We start from the raw sequence: 19,536 nt of genomic DNA on the forward strand, positions 1-19,536 counted from the left end.
AATTCTATCGTGTCCAAATCAACCCATTACAAAGTCCATTTTACACCCTCTCGAAGTGCAATTCAGACAATACATTTGCAGCATAAACTTTACAACAAATCAACAATGACAACATCCGATTTTACCAAAACCCTGCTGGTCGACCAAACGCCGGGCGAAGTTTTCAAGGCCATCAACGATGTTCGCGGCTGGTGGTCCGAAGATTTTGATGGCGATTCCCAAACGCTGAACGACGAATTTGCGGTCCGGTTCGGCGACGTCCATTATTCCCGCCAGAAACTGGTCGAGGTCGTCCCGGACCAGAAAATCGTCTGGCTGGTGACGGACAGCCGGTTGAATTTCCTGCAAGACAAAAGCGAGTGGACCGGCACCCACATCCGTTTTGACATTTCCGCCCTCGGTGACCAAACGCAAATCCGCTTCACGCATCTCGGCCTGGTGCCCGAAATTGAATGCTTCAACGATTGTTCCAGCGGCTGGCGGTTTTACCTGGGAAGTCTATTGAACCGGATCACAACCGGGATTGGACAGCCGAATCTGGTGAGTCAAGCCTGATTTTCGGATTCATTAATTAAAATGGATCTTTTATTTTTTATTGTAAAATATTGATTATGAGATGAATTGTCGGGCGGCCGCGTAGCGGTCAAATGTTTGTAGGAGAAATAGATGCCAATTTGTGGCCCCGCGTGCCGTCAGGTACGCAACTATTTCACACTCTTCGATTGCGTACCTGACGGCACGCGTGCGAATTTTGATAGCTACTTTACTACAAACATACCGTGCCTCTGGCACGTAATTGAATCATAATACTTTCTATTTACAACTACACTAAAAGGGAAATATTTCTAAACAACGCATACCATGAACAATCAAAGTTTCACAACCACCCTGACCGTCGACCAGTCTCCGAAAGCTGTTTTTGATGCCATCACGAACGTTCGCGGCTGGTGGTCCGAAGAAATTGTGGGCAATGCCGCAAATCTCAACGATGAATTTTTGTACCAGTATCAGGACGTTCATCGCTGCAAAATGAAGGTAATCGAAGTCGTTCCGGAGAAAAAAGCCGTCTGGCAGGTGCTGGACAATTATTTTAGTTTTACGGAAGACAAAAGCGAGTGGATCGGGACGAAAGTCATCTTTGAAATCTCGGAACAGGATCACAAAACGCAGCTCCGCTTTACGCACGAAGGCCTGGTGCCCGACTACGAATGCTACAACGCGTGTGTACACGGCTGGACGCAATACATTGACCGCAGCCTGTTCAGCCTGATTACCACCGGGAAAGGGCAGCCCAACAGCAGCAAAACCGCTTACACCGTCCACGAAGTGGCCGCCCGATTCCACGAACTGGCTCAGCAGGAAAAGTGGTTTGAGATTCAGGACGAGCTTTTTGCGAATGATGTCAGGAGCCTGGAACCGGCCCATTCGCCGTATTTTGAGAGCACGGCGGGTAAAGTTCCCGTTCGGCAGAAAGGCGAGGATTGGGTGAAACGGGTTGAGGCCGGTCATCGGATGCACACCACCGCGCCCGTTGTGGGCGGCAATCATTTTGCGGTTGGACGGGAAGTCGATATCACGGTGCAGGGCCACGGCCGAATCCAGCTCAACGAAATCATGCTCTACGAAGTGAAAAACGGACAGATTATTTCCGAGCAATTCTTCTATTAGACCCCATTCTCGTTTCGGGAATTCAACATACCCGGTTTTATTCGCGAATCGAACCGGGTATGTTTGGACGGTTGGGCCGTCTTACTAATAAAAACCGTTGGTCGGGGCAGTATCCGGCCCATCGATTGGGCTATTAGCTATTGACACGTAGCCAAACCAATGCAATTCCTAAACCCTGCTTTTACACGTTTCTCAAAACGATTAGGCTTTTTTTGCCTGAGTTCTTTCCTGTTGATTACTACGGTTTTACGGGCGGAAACCGTCTTTTCGGTGCAATCCGGCGGTTACCGGTTTTCCTGGAATCTGGCGAAGGACTCGGCGGTTTTGACGAAAGAAAAACCGGCCGCTACGCTCTGGAAAGGCAGTTTATTGCCCGCTTTCTGGCTTCGGACCGCATCCGGCGAAAATCAGTACGTGAAGGCCACCATTTCCGACGCGGCCAGCCTGCGCGAAACCGGCGGTTTCGTTCAGCTGACGTTCGGGACCATCGGTACGGGCGTGCTGGAACTCGCTTACAGTCAGAGTATTGTTCGAATCAGTAAGCTGACCGTAAACTGGAAAGGCGATGCGCCGAAGCTCATTTCGATGCATTTCGGCACCTCGCCCCTGAAAACCGCCGAGAAAAACCGGTCGCCGAATCCGGAGCAACCGTTCTGGCCGGATTGGGAAGCCGCCGGGGTTTGCATTCCGGGCGCGAAGGGAAACCCGATTCAGAGCTTTTTCCGGATGTGGGATTTTGGCCATGCCACCCTACCACTGGGAAGTTTCGGCCCGAGCCTGGGAACGCCCTACGCGGCCGCCTATCCCCGCCCGATCTACAGTTGCGCGATGGGCAACGATTCCGGCTGGCTGGTGCTGGGCGCAGGATCGATTCCGGATGCGGCTATGGTGTTCAAAATTCAGGCGTCCAACGGCAGTTTGCAGTATTTGTACCGGGAAGATCTGTGGAATAAACCGGCCGGATCGCAGCGCGTCTGGACGGAGCCTCTCCGAATCGCCTGGGCTGCAACGGCTTACGATGCCTGCGAAACGTATTTTAATTCCTTTGGTCCCTTCACGCCGGTTTCCGAAACCCACCAGCTCAACGTCTGGAACACCTGGGGCGACTTCAAAAACCGGGACTTCGATCTGAAAGCCATCACCGACAAAGCCCTTGCTTTTAAAGCCGATGTACTCGCCATCGACGATTCCTGGGAAAGTTCGCAGGGCAGCGGTTTGTGGTATAAAGAGCGGTTTCCGAACTATAAAACCGACCTGGATTATGCCCGTTCGAAAGGATTGAAAACCGGCTATTGGCAGAACGTGATCTGGATTGATAAGCCGGAACAGTTCGGGCTGACGGCCGACGATCTGCTCTGCGGAGCCGACGGCCAGCCCGTCAAAACGTCCTGGAACATGAACCCGCACGGCAGCGGAAATTACTGTCTCGACCCCAGCTCGGCCAATGCCGCTGCCTTGATTCGAAACCGTACGCAGCGGATTGTGAAGGAGTTAAAGCCGGATTTGTTGAAACTGGATTTCGGCTACGGCGTTCCGAGTCCGGACATGGCAACGGCCCGAAACCCGGCGTTTCGGGGTGAAAAACTGGCGTACACGCTCATCAAACTGATTGCCGATGCCGCCCGCGAAATCAATCCGAACATCACGGTGCAGTATTATTCCATTCATCCGCTGTTTCGGGATATTCAGAACCTGCTCGCGCTCGACGATCTGGGCGACGCCGGTGGGCGGGAAGCGGAAGGCCACGGCCAGTGGAGCATCTGGAGTTCGCTGGCGGGTCGGCAGGGCATGGCTATCATGGCGTCGAGCGGTTACGACTGGAATGCCGACGACGAAGTGCTGCTCAACACGGCGATTATCGGGTCGCAGGGGGCGGTTTTACCCCGAAAGCTGAATGACGGTTCGGCGGTTCCGGCCCGAAAAATCAGTCGCCGGGTGGCGCTGGCGCTCTGGCACCGGCGGTCGGTGGGCTGGACTCCGCTCTGGCTGAACAGTCAGAAAGGCGATTTCTTGCAGGAACCGAAGCCCAACTGCTGGGGGCGTCTGGAAAACGGCCGGTTAACGGCTCTCGCCCTGCGCGAAAGCCCGCTTCCTTTGGATCGATCACGCATTCAAAATATTCAGTTTCAGGGCCGCTGGGCGATTATTTCCCAGGACGAACAAAGTATTTTTGAAGCGAAAAAAGTGGCACTGGTTCCGTTCGACGGCGGTTTTGTGGAAATGCCGTTTGGGAAAGCCCCGTTGAAAGTGGTAGCGGTTTTCAACCAGGAAGAAAAACCGTTTAAATTTTGGGAATGGAAAGCCGGGAAGATCCGAATCGATGCCCGAACGCTGCGTGACAATCCTTCTTTGAATGGATTTCTGGTTTATAAATGAGAAAAGTAAGTTGTTTCGCAGCGTTAAGCGGAGAAAAGGAGAGTTTAACAGAGAAAAAACTCCGCTTAGCTCTGCGTACCTCCGCTTGGCTCCGCGAAACAACATTTTTGCGAACAACATGAAATTATTCCTTCTAGCCTGTAGCTTTTTGACGACGATCCACGCCTATGCCCAATCACGAACGCGGCTTTTCGATTCCGATTGGCGGTTTTTGAAAGACTCCACCGTGCAGGCCGAAAGCCATGCGTTCAACGACGCCAGTTGGCGGAAACTCGACCTGCCCCACGACTGGAGCATCGAGGATCTGCCGAACCAAAGCCCGGATCAGGTGGCCGGACCGTTTTCGCGGGCCAGTGTGGGCGCCACTTCCACCGGATATACCGTTGGCGGCACGGGCTGGTACCGGAAGTTGTTCAAAATCAATGCGTCTGAGAAAGGAAAAACCGTATCGATTTATTTCGACGGCGTTCACATGGAAACCGATGTCTGGCTGAACGGGCATCATCTGGGCTACCACGCGTACGGATATACGCCCTTCTCTTACGATTTGACAACCCATTTGCTGCCGCCGGGTCAGGACAACGTGCTGGCGGTTCGGGTAAAAAATAACGGCAAAAACAGTCGCTGGTACACCGGTTCGGGCATTTACCGCCACGTCTGGCTGACGGTTACGGAACCGGTTCACATCACGCCCTTCAGTATTTCGATCACCACACCGGAGGTTTCCGAGAAAACCGCTCAGGTACAGGTTGTTACCACCGTTGAAAACCCGTCCGGAAAACCGGTGCCGATCATTCTTGAAACTTCATTAATCGCACCAAATGGAAAAACCGTTGGCAAAAACCAGCAAACGATTACCGTCGCGGCCAACGGACAAACCGAAGGAAGGCAATTGATGACGATTGCCAATCCGCAGCGGTGGTCGCCCGAAACCCCCCGGCTTTACCGGACCAAAGTGGTGATTCTTTCCGGCCAAAAACGGCTCGACAGCGTGACGACTGCCACCGGAATCCGGTCGATTGCGTACAGCGCCGAAACCGGGTTCCTGCTGAACGGGAAGCGGTTTTTGATGAAGGGTGGCTGTGTTCACCACGACAACGGGCCGCTGGGTGCGGTGGCCATCGACCGGGCCGAGGAACGCAAGGTGGAACTCCTGAAAGCCAATGGATTCAATGCCGTTCGAACGAGCCACAACCCGCCGTCGACGGCGTTTCTGGATGCCTGCGACCGGGTGGGTTTGCTGGTCATTGACGAAGCGTTCGACATGTGGCAGCGGCCCAAAAAACCGCAGGATTACCACCGGTTTTTCGATGAATGGTGGCAGCGGGATTTGCAGGCCATGATTCACCGCGACCGCAACCATCCGTCGGTGGTGATCTGGAGTATCGGCAACGAAATCAACGAACGCGCCGAACCCTCAGGGCTGGCGATCACAAAAAAACTAGCGGAAGAAGCCCGGCGGCTGGACCCCACCCGCCCGGTGACGGAAGCGCTTTGCGTGTTCTGGGAACATCCCGGCAAAGTCTGGACCGACTCCGATCCGGCGTTCGCGCTGCTGGACATTGGCGGCTATAATTACGAGTGGAAGAATTACGAATCGGACCACCAGCGGTTTCCGGACCGGGTGATGGTCGGAACGGAAACGTTCGCGAAAGAAGCGTTTCAGAACTGGCAGATGGTGGAAAAACACCCGTACGTCATCGGTGATTTTGTCTGGACGGCGATGGATTACATGGGCGAAACCGCCATCGGTCATTCGCTTTTGCAGCCCAAAACCGACAAAGACAGCACGATTGCGGTTTTTCCGTGGCCGTGGTTCAACGCCTACTGCGGGGATCTGGACCTGATCGGTTTCAAAAAACCGCAGTCGCATTACCGGGATGTGGTCTGGCGGAACAGCAAAATCGAACTGGCGGTCCACAGTCCGATTCCGGCTGGCATGAAGGAAACCGTGACCAACTGGGGCTGGCCGGACGAACAGCCGAGCTGGACCTGGGCGGGGGCGGAAGGGCAGCCGCTTCAGGTGCGAATTTTTTCGCGCAGCCCGCGGGTGAAACTGGAGCTGAACGGCAAAGTGATTGGGGAGCAAACGATACCGGATACGTCCATTACGGCCACGTTTACGGTTCCGTATCAGCCGGGCGTTTTGAAAGCAACCGGTTTTGAAAACGGTAAACCAGGCGCTACGGTTGAACTGAAAACCGCCGGAAAACCGCATCACCTTCGGCTCCGGGCGGATCGTTCGATCATCCGTGCCGATCGCAACGATCTGTCGTACGTCGCCGTGGAGGTGGTGGACGAACAAGGCAACCTGATTCCGTCGGCGGCTGTTCCGGTTTCATTCCAACTCAGCGGGGAAGGCCAGCTGGCGGGTGTCGGCAATGCCAATCCGACCGACCTGAGCAGTTTTCAAAAACCGCAGAAAGCCACTTTCCGGGGCCGCTGTCTGGCGATTCTCCGCCCGAATGCCCAACCGGGTGCCATGAGGTTGAAAGCCACCACTCCGGGTTTGCAAGCTGGGGAGATTAAGGTTTCAGTGCGCTAAATAGCAGGTAGTTAGCGGATTATAAATTTAAATCAGTCGATTCGGATCAGGTCAATTTTGAAGATCAGAATGGAATTGGCCGGAATACCACTTTGGGCCTGCGAACCGTAGGCCAGGCTGGGAGGCAGATACAGCGTGATGCTGCCCCCGGCCGAAATCAAGGGAATGCCTTCCTGCCAGCCAAGAATAAGCTGATTCAGGCCAAAGGTAATCCCGTTCGCGCTGTCAAACGTATTGCCGTTGGTCAGTTTGCCGGCATAATTAACCGTTACCGTGGAGCAAACCGTGGGTTTTGCCCCCGAACCGGGTGCCTGAATAGTGTAATAAAAGCCGCGATCATCGGCCGTAGCGGCAATTTTATTGGAGTCGATGTATTGTTTTAACGCAGTTATCTCCGCCTGGGGAGCCTTCAGCGTGACCGGAGTGGGGTCGCAGGGCGTCTGTTCGACATTGGGCTGGCAGCCAATCGTAACAGCTACGAGGGCCAGCAGAATAAAACCGTATTTTATCATATTCATAAACGTAGGGTGCAAGCTACCCTTTTTTTGTGACAACAGATGCCGTTTTGATCATCGAATGCGGATTTTGACAACCAGTAAATTCATGACGCTATTGACCAGAAAGGCCAGAAAAAACGACCATCCGACCGAAAACTCAACCAGCAGAAAGGCTTGTAGAAACAGAAAGGTCGTGAATCCAAATAAGCCCAAAACAAGACCGCGCAGAATGACGATGGTGCCATTTTTGCCCTGCGTATAATGCGTAAAAACCGCCAGAATGGAGGTCATGATGGGAAACGGCGTCAGAATACCGCTCCAGGTTGGGCCTAATAAACTGGCCAGGCCGGTAATGGCAACCATAAAAAGCGTGGCAACGATCATTCGGATGGGTAAATCATAGGGCAAACGCCGGGAACCAGTTGGCCGATTGGTCGGATTGGGAAATACGCGCAACGCGAGCGCAATGCTCCCCATCGAAATCGCATAAATGGCGACCAAATGTAGCTTGACGTAATTGAAGAGCAGGGCGGGCAGCAGGTAGCTGAGGTAGGAGAGCAGCAGGGTTGGAAGCCAGCTGAGGTGCCGGGAAAGGTAGGTGTAGCTCAGGCAGAAGCAAACCAGCGAAACCACTCCGGCCAGAATGCCGGGCACCGAACGGATGCCGAACGCGGTTCCCTGTTCCAGAATGAAAAAGAGCAGAATTGGCCCCGCAATCCAGGGCATACTGGCAATTAACCCACCTATTTTATTCCCCCAACGACGGCTGATCAGTGTGATTACCCCAACAACTGAAGGCATCAGAATGACTTTGATCAGCAAAAGGGAATAATTCATTTTGGGAACCAATGATTGGAATGCTGTAAAAGTATTCGTTCCGGGCCGCTCCGCCAAAGGTGTTCTGCCCCCAACCCCCTAAAGGGGGCTTTGAAATGCCGATTAAAGCCCCCTTTAGGGGGTTGGGGGCAGACTTCGGCAAAGAAAAGGAAGTTGGTTTACTGCACCGTAAAAACGTACATTCCGGCGCCAATGGCCAGCACGGTTTTGTCGTTTTCGGTTCGCAAAACTTTGACGTCGCTGCGGTTTTCAAGCGGTTTTCCGCTTTCGGAAATCGAGCGACCAACCGACGCGGGCAGAAAAACCGTTGCCGTGGTGTTGGCCGGAATGCTGACCGTCAGCTCCAGTTGCTGACCGGTTTTTTTCCAGTCGCTCCGAATCGGGCCGTAGGGCGAAACGTAGCGAACGTTGGTCTGCGTGATGTCGCCCACCAGCTCCGGTTTGATCACGATGGCTTTGAAACCCGGCACATTTTCGTCCTGCTGAATGCCGCCCAGGCCGCTGTAAAGCCATTCCATCAGGTGCCCCAGCATGAAATGGTTGTTGGACACAAACCGCAGCGCGGGCCAGGATTCCGTGAGCGCGGTGGCACCGTGCGCGAGTTGGTAGCCGTAGCCGGGCACATCCGAGCGGTTGTTCATGGCATAAATGGCATCCGACGCATCGACTTTCGTCAGCGCCAGCAGTAAATACCGGAACCCAATGTCGCCCGCCGTCAGGCTGTACTTGTTGTCTTTGAGACTCTTCAGCAAACTTGCCGTAACCGTGGCTTTATTTTCGGGCGTCACCAGATTCATGTAAATCGGCATCGCGTTAGAGGTCTGGCTACCAGAGCCGTAGTAGCCTTTCTCCGCGTCGTAATATTTTCCGTTGAAGGCCTTTTTTACGCTTTCGGCCAGTTGCTGAAACTGGTCGGCGTCGGCGGTTTTTCCCAGCAAACGGGCGGTTTTTTCCAGAATCGTCAGGTCGTAATAATAGGTAGCGGTTGCCGTAATGCCCTTCGGCGTCAGTTGCGATTCGCCGGGCGGTTTTGGCCCCAGGTCACACCAGTCGCCCAGACCGTGGGTCAGAATGTGGTCGTTGGCTTTGGTGCCCAGATACGCCACGTATTTCTTCATCATGTCGTAGCTCTCCGTCAGAATGCTTTTGTCGCCGTACCATTGGTAAGTATACCAGGGCAGAATCACCCCCGCGCTGCCCCATTCGGGCGAATCGCGAAAACCGCTCACAAAAGCGGTGTATTCCGGTGCAATGTCGGGAATCAGGCCGTTCGCCAACTGCGCCGACTGCATATCCCGGATGATCTTCGGCAATAGCGTCGCCAGATCGTAAGTGTAGCGGGCCGAACCGCTCATGAGGTGGGTTTCTTCCAGCCAGCCCAGTTTTTCGCGGTGCGGGCAGTCCGTTAACGTGCTGACCATGTTGCTCTTAATGGCCCAGGTAATCAGCCGGTCGATTCGGTTGAAGAGGTCGTTCGAACACGAAAACGTCCCGACGGTTTCGGCAGAACCCCGAATGTGCAGCCCTTTGATGGCGGTCAGAACCGGCAAATCGACCACCGGTTTTGAAGGTACATTTGCGAGATGCGAATCGGGAACTGCCCCTTCAATTTGCAGATACCGAAAACCGTAGTACGTAAAGCGCGGCTGCCAGGTTTCACTGCCACTTCCTTTCAGCGTGTACTGGTAAAAATGCGGATCGCCGGTGGCCTTCTGGGTTACCAGACTGTCATCGCCCAGCAATTCGCCGGGCGTAATTTTAACGACTGAACCGGTTTTTCCCCGAACGGAAATCTGCGGAATACCAGACATGTTCTGCCCCAGATCGACGACGAAAACACCGGGTTTCGGTTCCGTAATCCGAACGGGAGTGAAAGTTTCCATGATTTTCACCGGCGGAGCGGTTTGCGACCGCAGCTGGGGCGATCCCTGAACGATGAGCGGAGTTTGCCAGTTTGAATCGTTGTAACCCGCTGACATCCAGTTGGTCAGTTCGTTTCGCGCATCCCAGTCTTCCCCGCCGTAAATACTGGAATAGGTAATCGGGCTTTTGGTTACTTTCCACGATTGATCGGTAACGATTTGCTCTTTCGAACCGTCGGTGTACTCCAGTTGGAGGTTGCAGATCAGTTTCGGATAGCCAAACGAGCCCACAATTTTCCGGTAACGTTCAACGGGAATGTTGTAAAAACCGTTGCCGAGAAGCACGCCCAACACATTCGCGCCCTTGCGGAGGGAGGTAGTTAAGTCGTACGTGGCGTAGAGGGCATACTGGTCGTAATTGGTCCAGCCGGGATCGATGAAATGGTCTTTCACGCGCTGTCCGTTGAGTTTCAATTCGTAGTGGCCCAAACCGGAAATAAATGCCGTAGCGCGTTTCAGGGGCTTTTTCAGGCTAAATTCCTTCCGAAACTGCGGCAGTGCATTCTGCGCCGATTGGCGGTCGCCCAGCGGTTTTTTGGAGGTTGGGTTGTGAACGAACGGCACAATTCGCTCCGACGCGGGCAGGTCTTCCAGCGCAATCCACTGCGCTTTCCCCCAATCGGATTTGTCGGGTAGACCCATCTGCCAGGTGGCCGGAGCGCTCCAGACCGACGGCTGGCCGTCTTTGTCCCAGGTCTGCACTTTCCAGAAATACGACTGGCCAGCCTGCAGTGGTTTTCCTTCGTAAGCCACCTGAATGGATTGATCCGAAATCCGTTTGCCCGAATCCCAGAGATTGCCCTGATTGGCGGCCAGGGTCTTTGGATTATCAGACACTAGGATGCGGTAAGCGGTTTGCTTTTGCCCCCGAACCGCCGACACAATCTGCCAGCTTAACCGGGGCTGACGACTCTCGACACCCAGCGGATTATCGCGGTAGTCGCAGCGGAGCCGGGTCAGGGAAACGAGGGCGGGTTTAGCTGCCCAGGCATTGGAGCAGATTAGGAGAAAAAAGAAAAGACGATAGTAAACTAACTTCATAAAGGTCTAATTGGGCCGGTTCGGTAGCAAAAAACAAATATCACAAGAAAGGAGGAAGCTTTTTAGTGAAAAATTAACTAATATATTAGTTATTGAACTTGTTTATTAGTTGTTTTGAATTGCCCTGCGGGTTTGGGCGAAGATTGGGCGGTGAGTACAGCTCAATGGAGGTAAATCCGCCCCAAAAGTACCCTCTAATCCCTGCTCTTATGAAAAACTTCCTGTTGATTGCAAGTATTCAATTTCTGATTGGCTACTCATTTGAAGCATTTTCACAACATACTTCACAAGCTTATCCGCTTACCAGTGTGTTTGATTCGACTGCTTATTCCTTTTCTTATATTCATCCGGCTATAACCGGTCTCCGTGCAAAACTACCTGCTATTGAATCAAAGTATCATTCGTTATCCCGCAGTATAAAATTGCCTGATTTTAATACAGAAATTGCGGTTTTGATTGGAAGGACTACCTCAAATGTGGATTTCATAGTTATCGACCAGAACTTTAATCACGATTTATCGGATGATAAGGTCGAGTATTTTCCGGATACGTTAAAAAGTCCAACAAGAGGGAATTACAAACGCTTTTCGTCTGATTTAACGATTACAGGACGTAGCTATCCAATCCAATTTGATTATTCCATTATCAAGCCTGTTCAGCTAAACATTGATCATGGTGATTCGTTGGAAAACAAGATTCATTTCATGGTGCGGCCCTACCAATACCGGTATACGCAAATAAAAACAGATACAGCTACATATAAGCTGGTTTTGTTTTCAAAGAATATTTTTGATTTTTCAAAAAACTCTTCATATCTGCTTATTGTGCCGGATCGGATTAACATCAAAACGGTAAAAAGCACGTATAAAACCGATAATAAATATATGAAAGGAGACATCATTTTAGCTGGTAATAATAAGTATATTTTTGAAAAAATATCAGCAGCCGGCGATTACATTTACTTGCGGACAATAGACGTTAAGTCAGAGATTTATGGAGACAAAGTGGGCTTTCTGGCAGCGGATTTTTCGGGAAACGATATCTTGTCGAAAGCACCGATTTTATCGAAGGCTCTAAAGGGAAAATATGTTTTACTGGATTTTTGGGGAACCTGGTGCGCTCCCTGTCTAAAGATTTTGCCGGATTTGAAGAAAATGCATACGACGCTCGATAATAAAAAGATAACGATGGTTGGGGTATGTTACGATAAAAATGTCGAAATCGTAGAAAACTTCCTGAAGAAAAGAGAAATTGACTGGACTCAATTGTTTGATCCACAGTCGGGTAGTGTCTTTGGGAAACAATTTGCAGTGTCGTCTTATCCAACTTTTATTGTCATTGACCCTTCCGGCAAAATTGTTTTTAAAGACGAAGGATTGACGGGATTTCAAAGGTTGAAGGAACAAATTGAGACAATTAGTAATAAATAATGAATGGATTCGGCAGTAGTCAGTTATTGGGCAAAACTGTGTAATAACTGGCTACTGTCAAATTCATACATTACTTTAAAAGTTAATTATTCACCTTATTTATATTCCTTCGTATAACCCGGCCGGCCATTTTTAATGATGAAAATGATCAGCACCTTGGCGGGTGTTGACGGATCCGGATTTCGGGTCAATGAGTGCATGATCTTCCGTTTCTCGTAAAACATTTGCCCGGCGGAATAGGTCTTCGGAGCGCCTTTGTCCAGCCCGATCTCAACTTTTCCTTCGACAATGTACCCAAAAAGCTCGGCGTCGTGCCGGTGGGCTACGGTATCCTGGCCGCCCGGAGCAACCGTCATCAGGGAGGAATCCATTTTGTAGTCCTTTAGCTCCGGGTCCGTCAGCATCGTCGCAAAAACCGGTGCGAAACTCAGCGGATTGGACTTTTGTTCGGCCTTCGCATCGTGCTGGTGCTGGGCAAAACCGGTCGTAAGACTCAGGAAAAAGAGGAAGGAAGCAGGCAGTGTTTTTAAGGGGGCGGTTTTTAGGAACATTTTGCGGGCGTTTATGGGTAAACGCCCGCAAAATAGCTGGATCACAATCGTTTCCGGTAGTCCAGTTGAAGAAACCGGGTAGCCCAGTCCGGGTACTTTATTAACTGACTTTTTCCTTCGACACTTCCAGGGCTTTTCGCACCGCCGGGGCCACTTTGCTTCCGAACAATTCGATGGAATGCAGGATTTTGGAATGTGGAATCTGGTGGCCGCCGATCACCTGAGCCAGATAGCGCGTATTCTGAAACAGCTCGTGGAACTTCAGAATCCGGTCGATGATCTGCTGCGGACTCCCCACCAGCAACGGCCCGTACTGGCGCATGTACTCGAATTGATCCCGGCCCAACGGCGACCAGCCCCGTTCCCGGCCAATCCGGTTCATCATCGATTCGTAGGGCGGAAACAGTTCATTGGCAGCCTGTTGCGAATCGTCCGCGACATAAAAGTGCGAGTTGATGCCCAACGGTAACTGGCTGACGTCATGCCCGGCATTGCGGGCCGATTGCCGGAATAAATTGATGAAGGGCACAAACCGGTCGGGCGTACCGCCGAGCATGGCCAGCGTCATGGGTAAATTCATCGTACCGGCCCGCACCGCCGACGAGGGCGTGCCGCCAACCGCCAGCCAGATAGGCAGCGACGACTGATAAGGGCGGGGGTAAACGCCCAGATTGTTGATCGAAGGCCGGTGTTTGCCCTGCCAGGTAACGATCTCGTGCTGGTTGATCGTGACGAGCAGGTCCAGGTGTTCCTCAAACAGTTCGTCGTAATCTTTCAGGTCGTACCCGAACAGGGGAAACGATTCGATAAAAGACCCGCGACCCGCCATGATTTCGGCCCGGCCGTTGGAAATCAGGTCCAGCGAAGCAAAATTCTGGAAGACCCGGACCGGATCGGCCGAGCTCAAAACCGTTACGGAACTCGACAGGCGGATGTTTTTGGTGATGGTGGCCGCAGCCGCCAGAATCACTTCGGGCGCCGACACCATAAAATCGGGGCGGTGGTGTTCGCCCAACGCAAAAACATCCAGCCCCACTTCGTCGGCCAGTTTGATTTCTTCCAGCAATTGCTGCATGCGCTGGTGGGCGTTGACGGCTTTTCCGGCAACGCCATCGGGATGGACTTCACCAAAGCTACTGATACCTAATTCCATTGTTATTGAACGAATGTTAAAGTTGAACCGATGCACAGGCGTAAACCTGTGTTCAACCGGAACAGAATTATCCGTATAAAAGTTGGTTGTCCGGAACGCTCCCCTGATCAATCGGGGGATTAAACTGTCACAACTACTTTTCCGGCGGTTTTTCCCGTTTCAATCTGCAAATGGGCTTCCGCCATCTGGTCGAACGAATACGTCCGGAAGATGTGGGATTTCAGGCTGCCTTTTTCCAGTAAACCGGCCAGGGTTTTCATATCTTCTCCGTTGGATTGCACCCGGTACCGAATGCCGTTGACGCCCCGGGCAGCCGCTTTTTCGGCGACCTGTTCGTTCAACCCGCTCGGAATGCTGAGAATCGTTCCGCCGGGCTTGATGATTTCCAGCGAGCGGTCAATCGTGTCACCCCCAATCGCATCGTAAACCATATCCACCGCCGAAACGGCTTCTTCGAACCTCTGCGCCTGGTAATCAATGTGTTCGTCGGCTCCCAGGCTCAGTACGAAATCTTTGTTTCCCGCCGATGAGGTTCCGATGACGTACGCGCCCAGGTGTTTAGCGATCTGAACGACATAATTCCCGACACCGCCAGCTGCCGCATGCACCAGCAACCGTTGGCCGGGTTGGAGGTTGGCGTGATCCACCAGGCCCTGCCAGGCCGTGAGGGCCGCCAGCGTAGCGGCTGCGGCTTCTTCGTGGGAAATAGTTGAGGGTTTCAGGGCTAGTTGCGAAGCGGGAGCCGCCACGTATTCGGCGTAAGCTCGACCGTGCCCCGGAAAATTAATCATTCCGAAAACCGCATCACCAACTTGAAAACCGGTAACTGCTTTGCCTACTTCCGTCACAATGCCGGAAACATCCCAGCCCAGAATGATGGGGTTGAGTTCTTTCAATAAACCGTATACGCCTTTACCCGCCCGGGTTTTTACATCCACCGGATTGATGCTGAGGGCTTTGGTCTGAATCAGCACTTCGTTGTCGTTGATGGTCGGTGTGGGAAGTTCGGTCTGGATCAAGTGTTCGACACCGCCAAAACCGTCGAGAATGATTGCTTTCATTGTTGAAGTTGATTTTGTTGACGCAAATTTGTACTATAAAATGGTTTATAAGCCGGTATAAATTTTCTCTTTTTTGGTAAATTTACGTCATGATCAAAGAAAGCCTGCACGAACCGTTCGAGATTGTCTACAAAACGCTGGATGAATGCCCGAAACTGGCGCACCAGCATTCGTTTTTTGAACTGGTCTATATCCTGTCGGGAACTGGCAGGCAATGCATCAATAAAAACCAGTTTGCGTACCACGCCGGACACCTGTTTCTGATCACGCCGGAAGATTGTCACTCGCTGGAAATCGAAACCACCACGGAGTTATTTTTTCTGCGGTTCAACGACATTTACATCCAGTCGAACGCGTTTCACACCGGTAACATCCAGCGCCTGGAGTTTATCCTTCAAAATGCCAATCACCAGCCGGGTTGTATCCTGAAAAACCAGTCGGACAAAAGCCTGGTGCGGCCGGTGGTGGAGGCCATAATTCGGGAGTACGTAAATCGGGATCTGTACAACAAGGAACTGATTCGGCACCTCGTCAATACGCTCATCGTGGTGGTGGCCCGCAATATTGCCAAATACATGCCCGAGCAGGTGGGCGAAAACACCGACGAAAAAGCGCTCGACATTCTAAATTACATCCAGACGCATATTTACGAGCCGGAAAAAATCCGGGCCGAAGTCGTTAGCGGCCATTTCGGTATTTCGGAAACGTATCTGGGGCGGTATTTCAAGAAGCACACCTCCGAAACCATGCAGCAATACATCACCAATTACCGGGTGAAACTCATTGAAAACCGCCTGCAGCACAGCGACATGCGCATCACCGAAATTGCGCAGGAACTGGGTTTTACGGACGAAAGCCACCTGAACAAATTCTTCCGAAAACAGAAGGGGAGAAGTCCATCGGCGTTTCGGAAAGTCTTAGTGGCAAACTGAGTTAGGCGGTTTTTTGGTGCAACACGACACGATGATTAACGATAAATGGCTACGAATCACTGGAATTACGCTCCTGGTAGCCCTCTCTGTAGCGATCGATGATTTTTACCAGCAACCGCTTACCGGGCTGGTCTTTATCAAGTTTTTGATTGGGGTGGGGGCCATCACGGCGACCTGGCACTTAAACCGGGCGATCCTTTTCCGCTACCGGGCCGCTTTTCCGGCTAAAAATCAATCGGGCAAACGGTTGTTGCTAACGTTTCTGAGCAGCGTTATCGCCACAACCCTGCTCACGTTTGTGTTGCGAATCGTCGAACACCTGGCCCTGGGCGGTAGCTTACAGAACTACTTTCCGCGTCATCAGGTGACGTCCTTTACCATCAATCATGTTACGCTGAAGCTGAGCATTTTCGGGCTGGATGTCATGTACGGCATTCAGTATGCGGTTTTCTTCATGACGGTTTATGGGGTGCTGTTTTATATCGGGGCTTCCACTTCGTACCGAAACCGGCTTAAACTCGTCGAACAGGAGAAAGAAGAACTGCGGGCTGCGCACCTGCAAAGCCAGCTCGATGCGCTGAAGCAGCATGTGAACCCGCACTTTTTGTTTAACGCGCTCAATTCGCTGTCCTCACTGATCAGCGAAGATCCCAAACAGGCGGAAAAATTTGTGGATAAACTCAGCGAGGTGTATCGTTACTTACTGCGGTCCAATCAGCAGCATCTGACAACCCTGGAAGCGGAATTGCAGTTTCTGGCGGCCTATTATCACCTGCTGCAAACGCGCCACGGTGCGGCCCTGCAGCTGGAAGTGACCGTGGAAGATTCCTATTATTCGTACCAATTACCGCCCCTGAGTCTGCAACTGCTGGTCGAAAATGCCGTCAAACACAATGTGGCCTCCGCCCGTCGGCCCCTGCACATTCAGGTGCTGGTGGACAGTCAGAACCGGTTGTTGGTGCGCAATACCCTGCAGCGGAAAACCACCCGGGTTCTGTCGAATGGCGTTGGGTTGACCAATATTGTTACCAAGTACCAGATGCTGAATCTGCCTCAACCCATTGTGGACGAAACGGAGACGCAGTTTACGGTAGCGTTGCCGTTGCTGGGCTGATGCAAAGATCCGCAAATCCTGGTCAACAAACCCGAATCACTTCCACATTCAGCAACGCGCCCAGCTTGGTCAGCTTCGAGGCAATGTGACCGATGCCCACTGCGCAGTGGTGCGCCGGGCCGTGGCTGTTCCAGGTCTGGACAAAGTGGCGGGCCCCCAGCGAAAAACGGTAGCGGCTGTTGGTGTTGCCAATTTGCAGGATCGGTCCGGGCACCGACTCGCCCTCCGCCACCAGCAGACTGATTTTTCCGTTCCCGTTTTCCACTACCGACAGCAAGGTAACCGGCCCGTTTTTGACCGACATTTCCACCGAAAGCCCTTTGCCGACTTTCCCGTGGTAGACATACAGCGGGCGAACTTTGGTTTTTCCCTCCGCAATGCGAATGTGGCCGGGACCGTCGTGGCCCATCAGCACCACGTCATCGGCAAAGTCCATCGCATAATATTCGGTAAATGAGCCACCTACGCCGAACGTGTCCATGATTTTCATCGCCTGAACATTCTTGACTTCGTATTCGCCCGCCACCGGAATGCCGCGCGCCGTCAGCAGCGAATTGCCCAGAATGACCGAACTCATGGTGTCTTCATTGGCCGCGTTCCCGCTGCCTTTGTGGTAATACGCCAGCGAACCCAAACCGTGCGTGGCCACCAGCTGATCGAGTGCGACCGACGTTCGGGCGGCCCGTTCCAGTTCGGCGGGCAGGCAATCCTCCTGAACATCAAAGGTTTCGGAAAAAAGTTTGGTCCGTTCCTGAATCTGTTCGGCCGATACGGTTTCGCGCAGGGCCGACAGTTCATCCACTTCCACGATTTTCATGTGGCCGCCGAAAGTGGCGTTTTGCAGCGTCAGGTCGGAATAAATATCGAGCATGCCGCTGTAATAATTACCCATCAGACCCAGGCAGTTGTGCGCCATCACGTGGGCCACGCGCCCGGCTTCGATCCAGTCGTCGATTTCCTGCCAGCCTTCGGGGTCGTTTTCGAGCATACCGGTTACCTGATGAAACGGAATGTGGGCCCGCCGGAACACGTTCGCAATTTCGGGCACGGGGCAGGCCGAGCAGTAGGCCAGCCACTCGCCGGTCATTTTGGTGCGGTCGTTCAACTGGTTGAACCACTCGTAGTTAATGGCCGGTTCGGGTGCGAGGTTCAGGACAATCACCGGCACTTTGGCACGCTGCACCACGGGCAAAACCGTCGCCGACAGGGCGTAGGTTGTCACGTAAATAAACAGCAGATCAACGTCGGCCTGCCGAAACCTGTGACCGGCCGTCAGCGCTTTTTCCGGCGAATCGACCAGCCCCAGATTCACCACTTCAACTCCCGGACGAACAAACCGGGATTCGACGCGGTCGAGGTAGCCTTTCAGGCGGTTTTCCAGCCCGTCAAACTGCGCCCAGTACGTATCCAGCCCGATGCCGAACAGGCCAATTTTAAAGGGAAATGCGGAGGAAGGCAGGAGCGATGCGGTCAATTCGGGTTCAAAGGCGGTTTCGGGGCGGTTTTGCATAAGGGGTATAAAAAATTCTGAAACGATAATTTCCTGAAATATTATTGGTACTTAAAAGATCAACTGGTAAAAACGCCAACGTATTTTTCAAATCTGCCAAATAATTCCAAAATTACAGTAAGTGTTTTTCCAGCGTTGAAACGTCTCCCTGTATCGAATCAGCGATTTTGCCTTTTTGACTCATTTTACTCACTATCAGAATGGGAGAGGTTAGACGTTTACTACCGGATCCAAGTGCCAAAGAAGGGTATCCCTTTTCGTTCGGGGAGCATCCACCCGCCCATTTTCAGCGCCCCACGGTGGCACTGGATGCGGAACTGCTGATTCACAAAGCGTTTGAGCAGAACCCCGACGAAGGCATTGCCCTGCTTTTTCAGCATTATTACCAGTCGCTCTGCAGCCACGTGGTCCGGTTTGTTTCGTCCAAGGAAATTGCCGAAGACATTGTTTCGGACATTTTCTACGAATTTCACGCCGGTCAGGTGTACCGGACCATCACAACCTCCTACCGCGCCTTTCTGTTTACCGCCGTTCGAAACCGGGCCTTTGATTACGTGCGGGCCGAGATGAAGCGCAGCACCTCGCTCGATCAGGCCGAGCGGATTTCATTCCCTACCGAACAGCAGCCCGACTCTGTTACCCAGTTTGAGGAACTGTATCACGACGTGGAAAAGGCCATCGACGCCATGCCGATGAAGCAACGCCAGGTGTACGTGATGCACCGGTTTGAGGGTCGAAAATACACCGAAATTGCGACGGAACTCAACCTCTCCCTGCGAACCGTCGAGGTGCACATGTACCGGGCCATTCACCACGTCCGAGCATTCCTGAAAGACAAATGGCTGATTTTACTCATCAGCTTCTGCCAGTATACGCAATAAAACCACAATCCACTTCCT

15 protein-coding genes are annotated in these 19,536 nt (G+C 52.4%); 8 read left to right on the forward strand and 7 right to left on the reverse strand.

Annotated features, from left to right (window positions below; genetic code table 11):
• Positions 1-105 precede the first annotated feature (105 nt).
• The 4 genes from GJJ30_RS13080 to GJJ30_RS13095 all read left to right on the forward strand — a co-directional run bounded on the left by GJJ30_RS13080 (position 106) and on the right by GJJ30_RS13095 (position 6,589).
• The gene (locus GJJ30_RS13080) at positions 106-555 is read left to right on the forward strand and encodes an SRPBCC family protein (RefSeq protein WP_154175613.1); all 450 of its coding nucleotides are present in this window, start codon (positions 106-108) and stop codon (positions 553-555) included.
• Positions 556-861: 306 nt separating this feature from the next.
• Entirely contained in the window at positions 862-1,668 is an 807-nt protein-coding gene (locus GJJ30_RS13085) for an SRPBCC family protein (RefSeq protein WP_154175614.1), read from the forward strand.
• Positions 1,669-1,827: 159 nt separating this feature from the next.
• Positions 1,828-4,044, forward strand: a complete 2,217-nt coding sequence (locus GJJ30_RS13090) for an alpha-amylase family protein (protein WP_154175615.1) — start codon at positions 1,828-1,830, stop codon at positions 4,042-4,044.
• 118 nt (positions 4,045-4,162) lie between these two features.
• Positions 4,163-6,589: a glycoside hydrolase family 2 TIM barrel-domain containing protein gene (locus GJJ30_RS13095; protein ID WP_154175616.1), complete on the forward strand. Its 2,427-nt coding sequence runs from the start codon at positions 4,163-4,165 to the stop codon at positions 6,587-6,589.
• Between the two features lie 32 nt (positions 6,590-6,621).
• Here the strand turns inward: GJJ30_RS13095 and GJJ30_RS13100 are convergent, their stop codons facing one another.
• The 3 genes from GJJ30_RS13100 to GJJ30_RS13110 form a co-directional block, all read right to left on the reverse strand.
• A complete protein-coding gene (locus GJJ30_RS13100) occupies positions 6,622-7,107 on the reverse strand; it encodes an FKBP-type peptidyl-prolyl cis-trans isomerase (RefSeq protein WP_229313109.1) in 486 nt (161 codons plus the stop codon).
• 51 nt (positions 7,108-7,158) lie between these two features.
• Positions 7,159-7,923, reverse strand: a complete 765-nt coding sequence (locus GJJ30_RS13105; RefSeq protein WP_229313110.1) for a hypothetical protein — start codon at positions 7,921-7,923, stop codon at positions 7,159-7,161.
• Between the two features lie 158 nt (positions 7,924-8,081).
• Positions 8,082-10,886, reverse strand: a complete 2,805-nt coding sequence (locus GJJ30_RS13110; RefSeq protein WP_154175617.1) for a glycoside hydrolase family 78 protein — start codon at positions 10,884-10,886, stop codon at positions 8,082-8,084.
• A gap of 209 nt (positions 10,887-11,095) precedes the next feature.
• Here GJJ30_RS13110 and GJJ30_RS13115 point away from each other — a divergent pair, with 209 nt between their 5' ends.
• Positions 11,096-12,316: a TlpA family protein disulfide reductase gene (locus tag GJJ30_RS13115; RefSeq protein WP_170299183.1), complete on the forward strand. Its 1,221-nt coding sequence runs from the start codon at positions 11,096-11,098 to the stop codon at positions 12,314-12,316.
• 95 nt (positions 12,317-12,411) lie between these two features.
• Here GJJ30_RS13115 and GJJ30_RS13120 read toward each other — a convergent pair whose 3' ends face one another.
• The 3 genes from GJJ30_RS13120 to GJJ30_RS13130 form a co-directional block, all read right to left on the reverse strand.
• Positions 12,412-12,867: a cupin domain-containing protein gene (locus GJJ30_RS13120; protein ID WP_154175619.1), complete on the reverse strand. Its 456-nt coding sequence runs from the start codon at positions 12,865-12,867 to the stop codon at positions 12,412-12,414.
• A gap of 100 nt (positions 12,868-12,967) precedes the next feature.
• Positions 12,968-14,020 carry an Atu2307/SP_0267 family LLM class monooxygenase gene (locus GJJ30_RS13125; protein ID WP_154175620.1) on the reverse strand — a complete coding sequence of 351 codons (1,053 nt, stop codon included), beginning with the start codon at positions 14,018-14,020 and terminating at the stop codon, positions 12,968-12,970.
• Between the two features lie 119 nt (positions 14,021-14,139).
• Positions 14,140-15,081, reverse strand: a complete 942-nt coding sequence (locus GJJ30_RS13130; protein WP_154175621.1) for an NADP-dependent oxidoreductase — start codon at positions 15,079-15,081, stop codon at positions 14,140-14,142.
• An 89-nt stretch (positions 15,082-15,170) separates the two neighbouring features.
• Between GJJ30_RS13130 and GJJ30_RS13135 the strand changes: the two genes are divergently transcribed.
• On the forward strand, positions 15,171-16,013 hold the full coding sequence (locus GJJ30_RS13135) for a helix-turn-helix transcriptional regulator (protein ID WP_154175622.1): 843 nt from the start codon (positions 15,171-15,173) through the stop codon (positions 16,011-16,013).
• Positions 16,014-16,044: 31 nt separating this feature from the next.
• A complete protein-coding gene (locus GJJ30_RS13140; protein ID WP_154175623.1) occupies positions 16,045-17,127 on the forward strand; it encodes a sensor histidine kinase in 1,083 nt (360 codons plus the stop codon).
• Between the two features lie 22 nt (positions 17,128-17,149).
• Here GJJ30_RS13140 and GJJ30_RS13145 read toward each other — a convergent pair whose 3' ends face one another.
• Positions 17,150-18,637, reverse strand: coding sequence for an arabinose isomerase (locus GJJ30_RS13145; RefSeq protein WP_154175624.1), 1,488 nt, complete (start codon positions 18,635-18,637; stop codon positions 17,150-17,152).
• A gap of 200 nt (positions 18,638-18,837) precedes the next feature.
• Between GJJ30_RS13145 and GJJ30_RS13150 the strand changes: the two genes are divergently transcribed.
• Positions 18,838-19,518: an RNA polymerase sigma-70 factor gene (locus GJJ30_RS13150; protein ID WP_154175625.1), complete on the forward strand. Its 681-nt coding sequence runs from the start codon at positions 18,838-18,840 to the stop codon at positions 19,516-19,518.
• Positions 19,519-19,536: the final 18 nt, after the last annotated feature.

Source organism: Larkinella terrae (assembly GCF_009668025.1).
Lineage (GTDB): Bacteria > Bacteroidota > Bacteroidia > Cytophagales > Spirosomataceae > Larkinella > Larkinella terrae.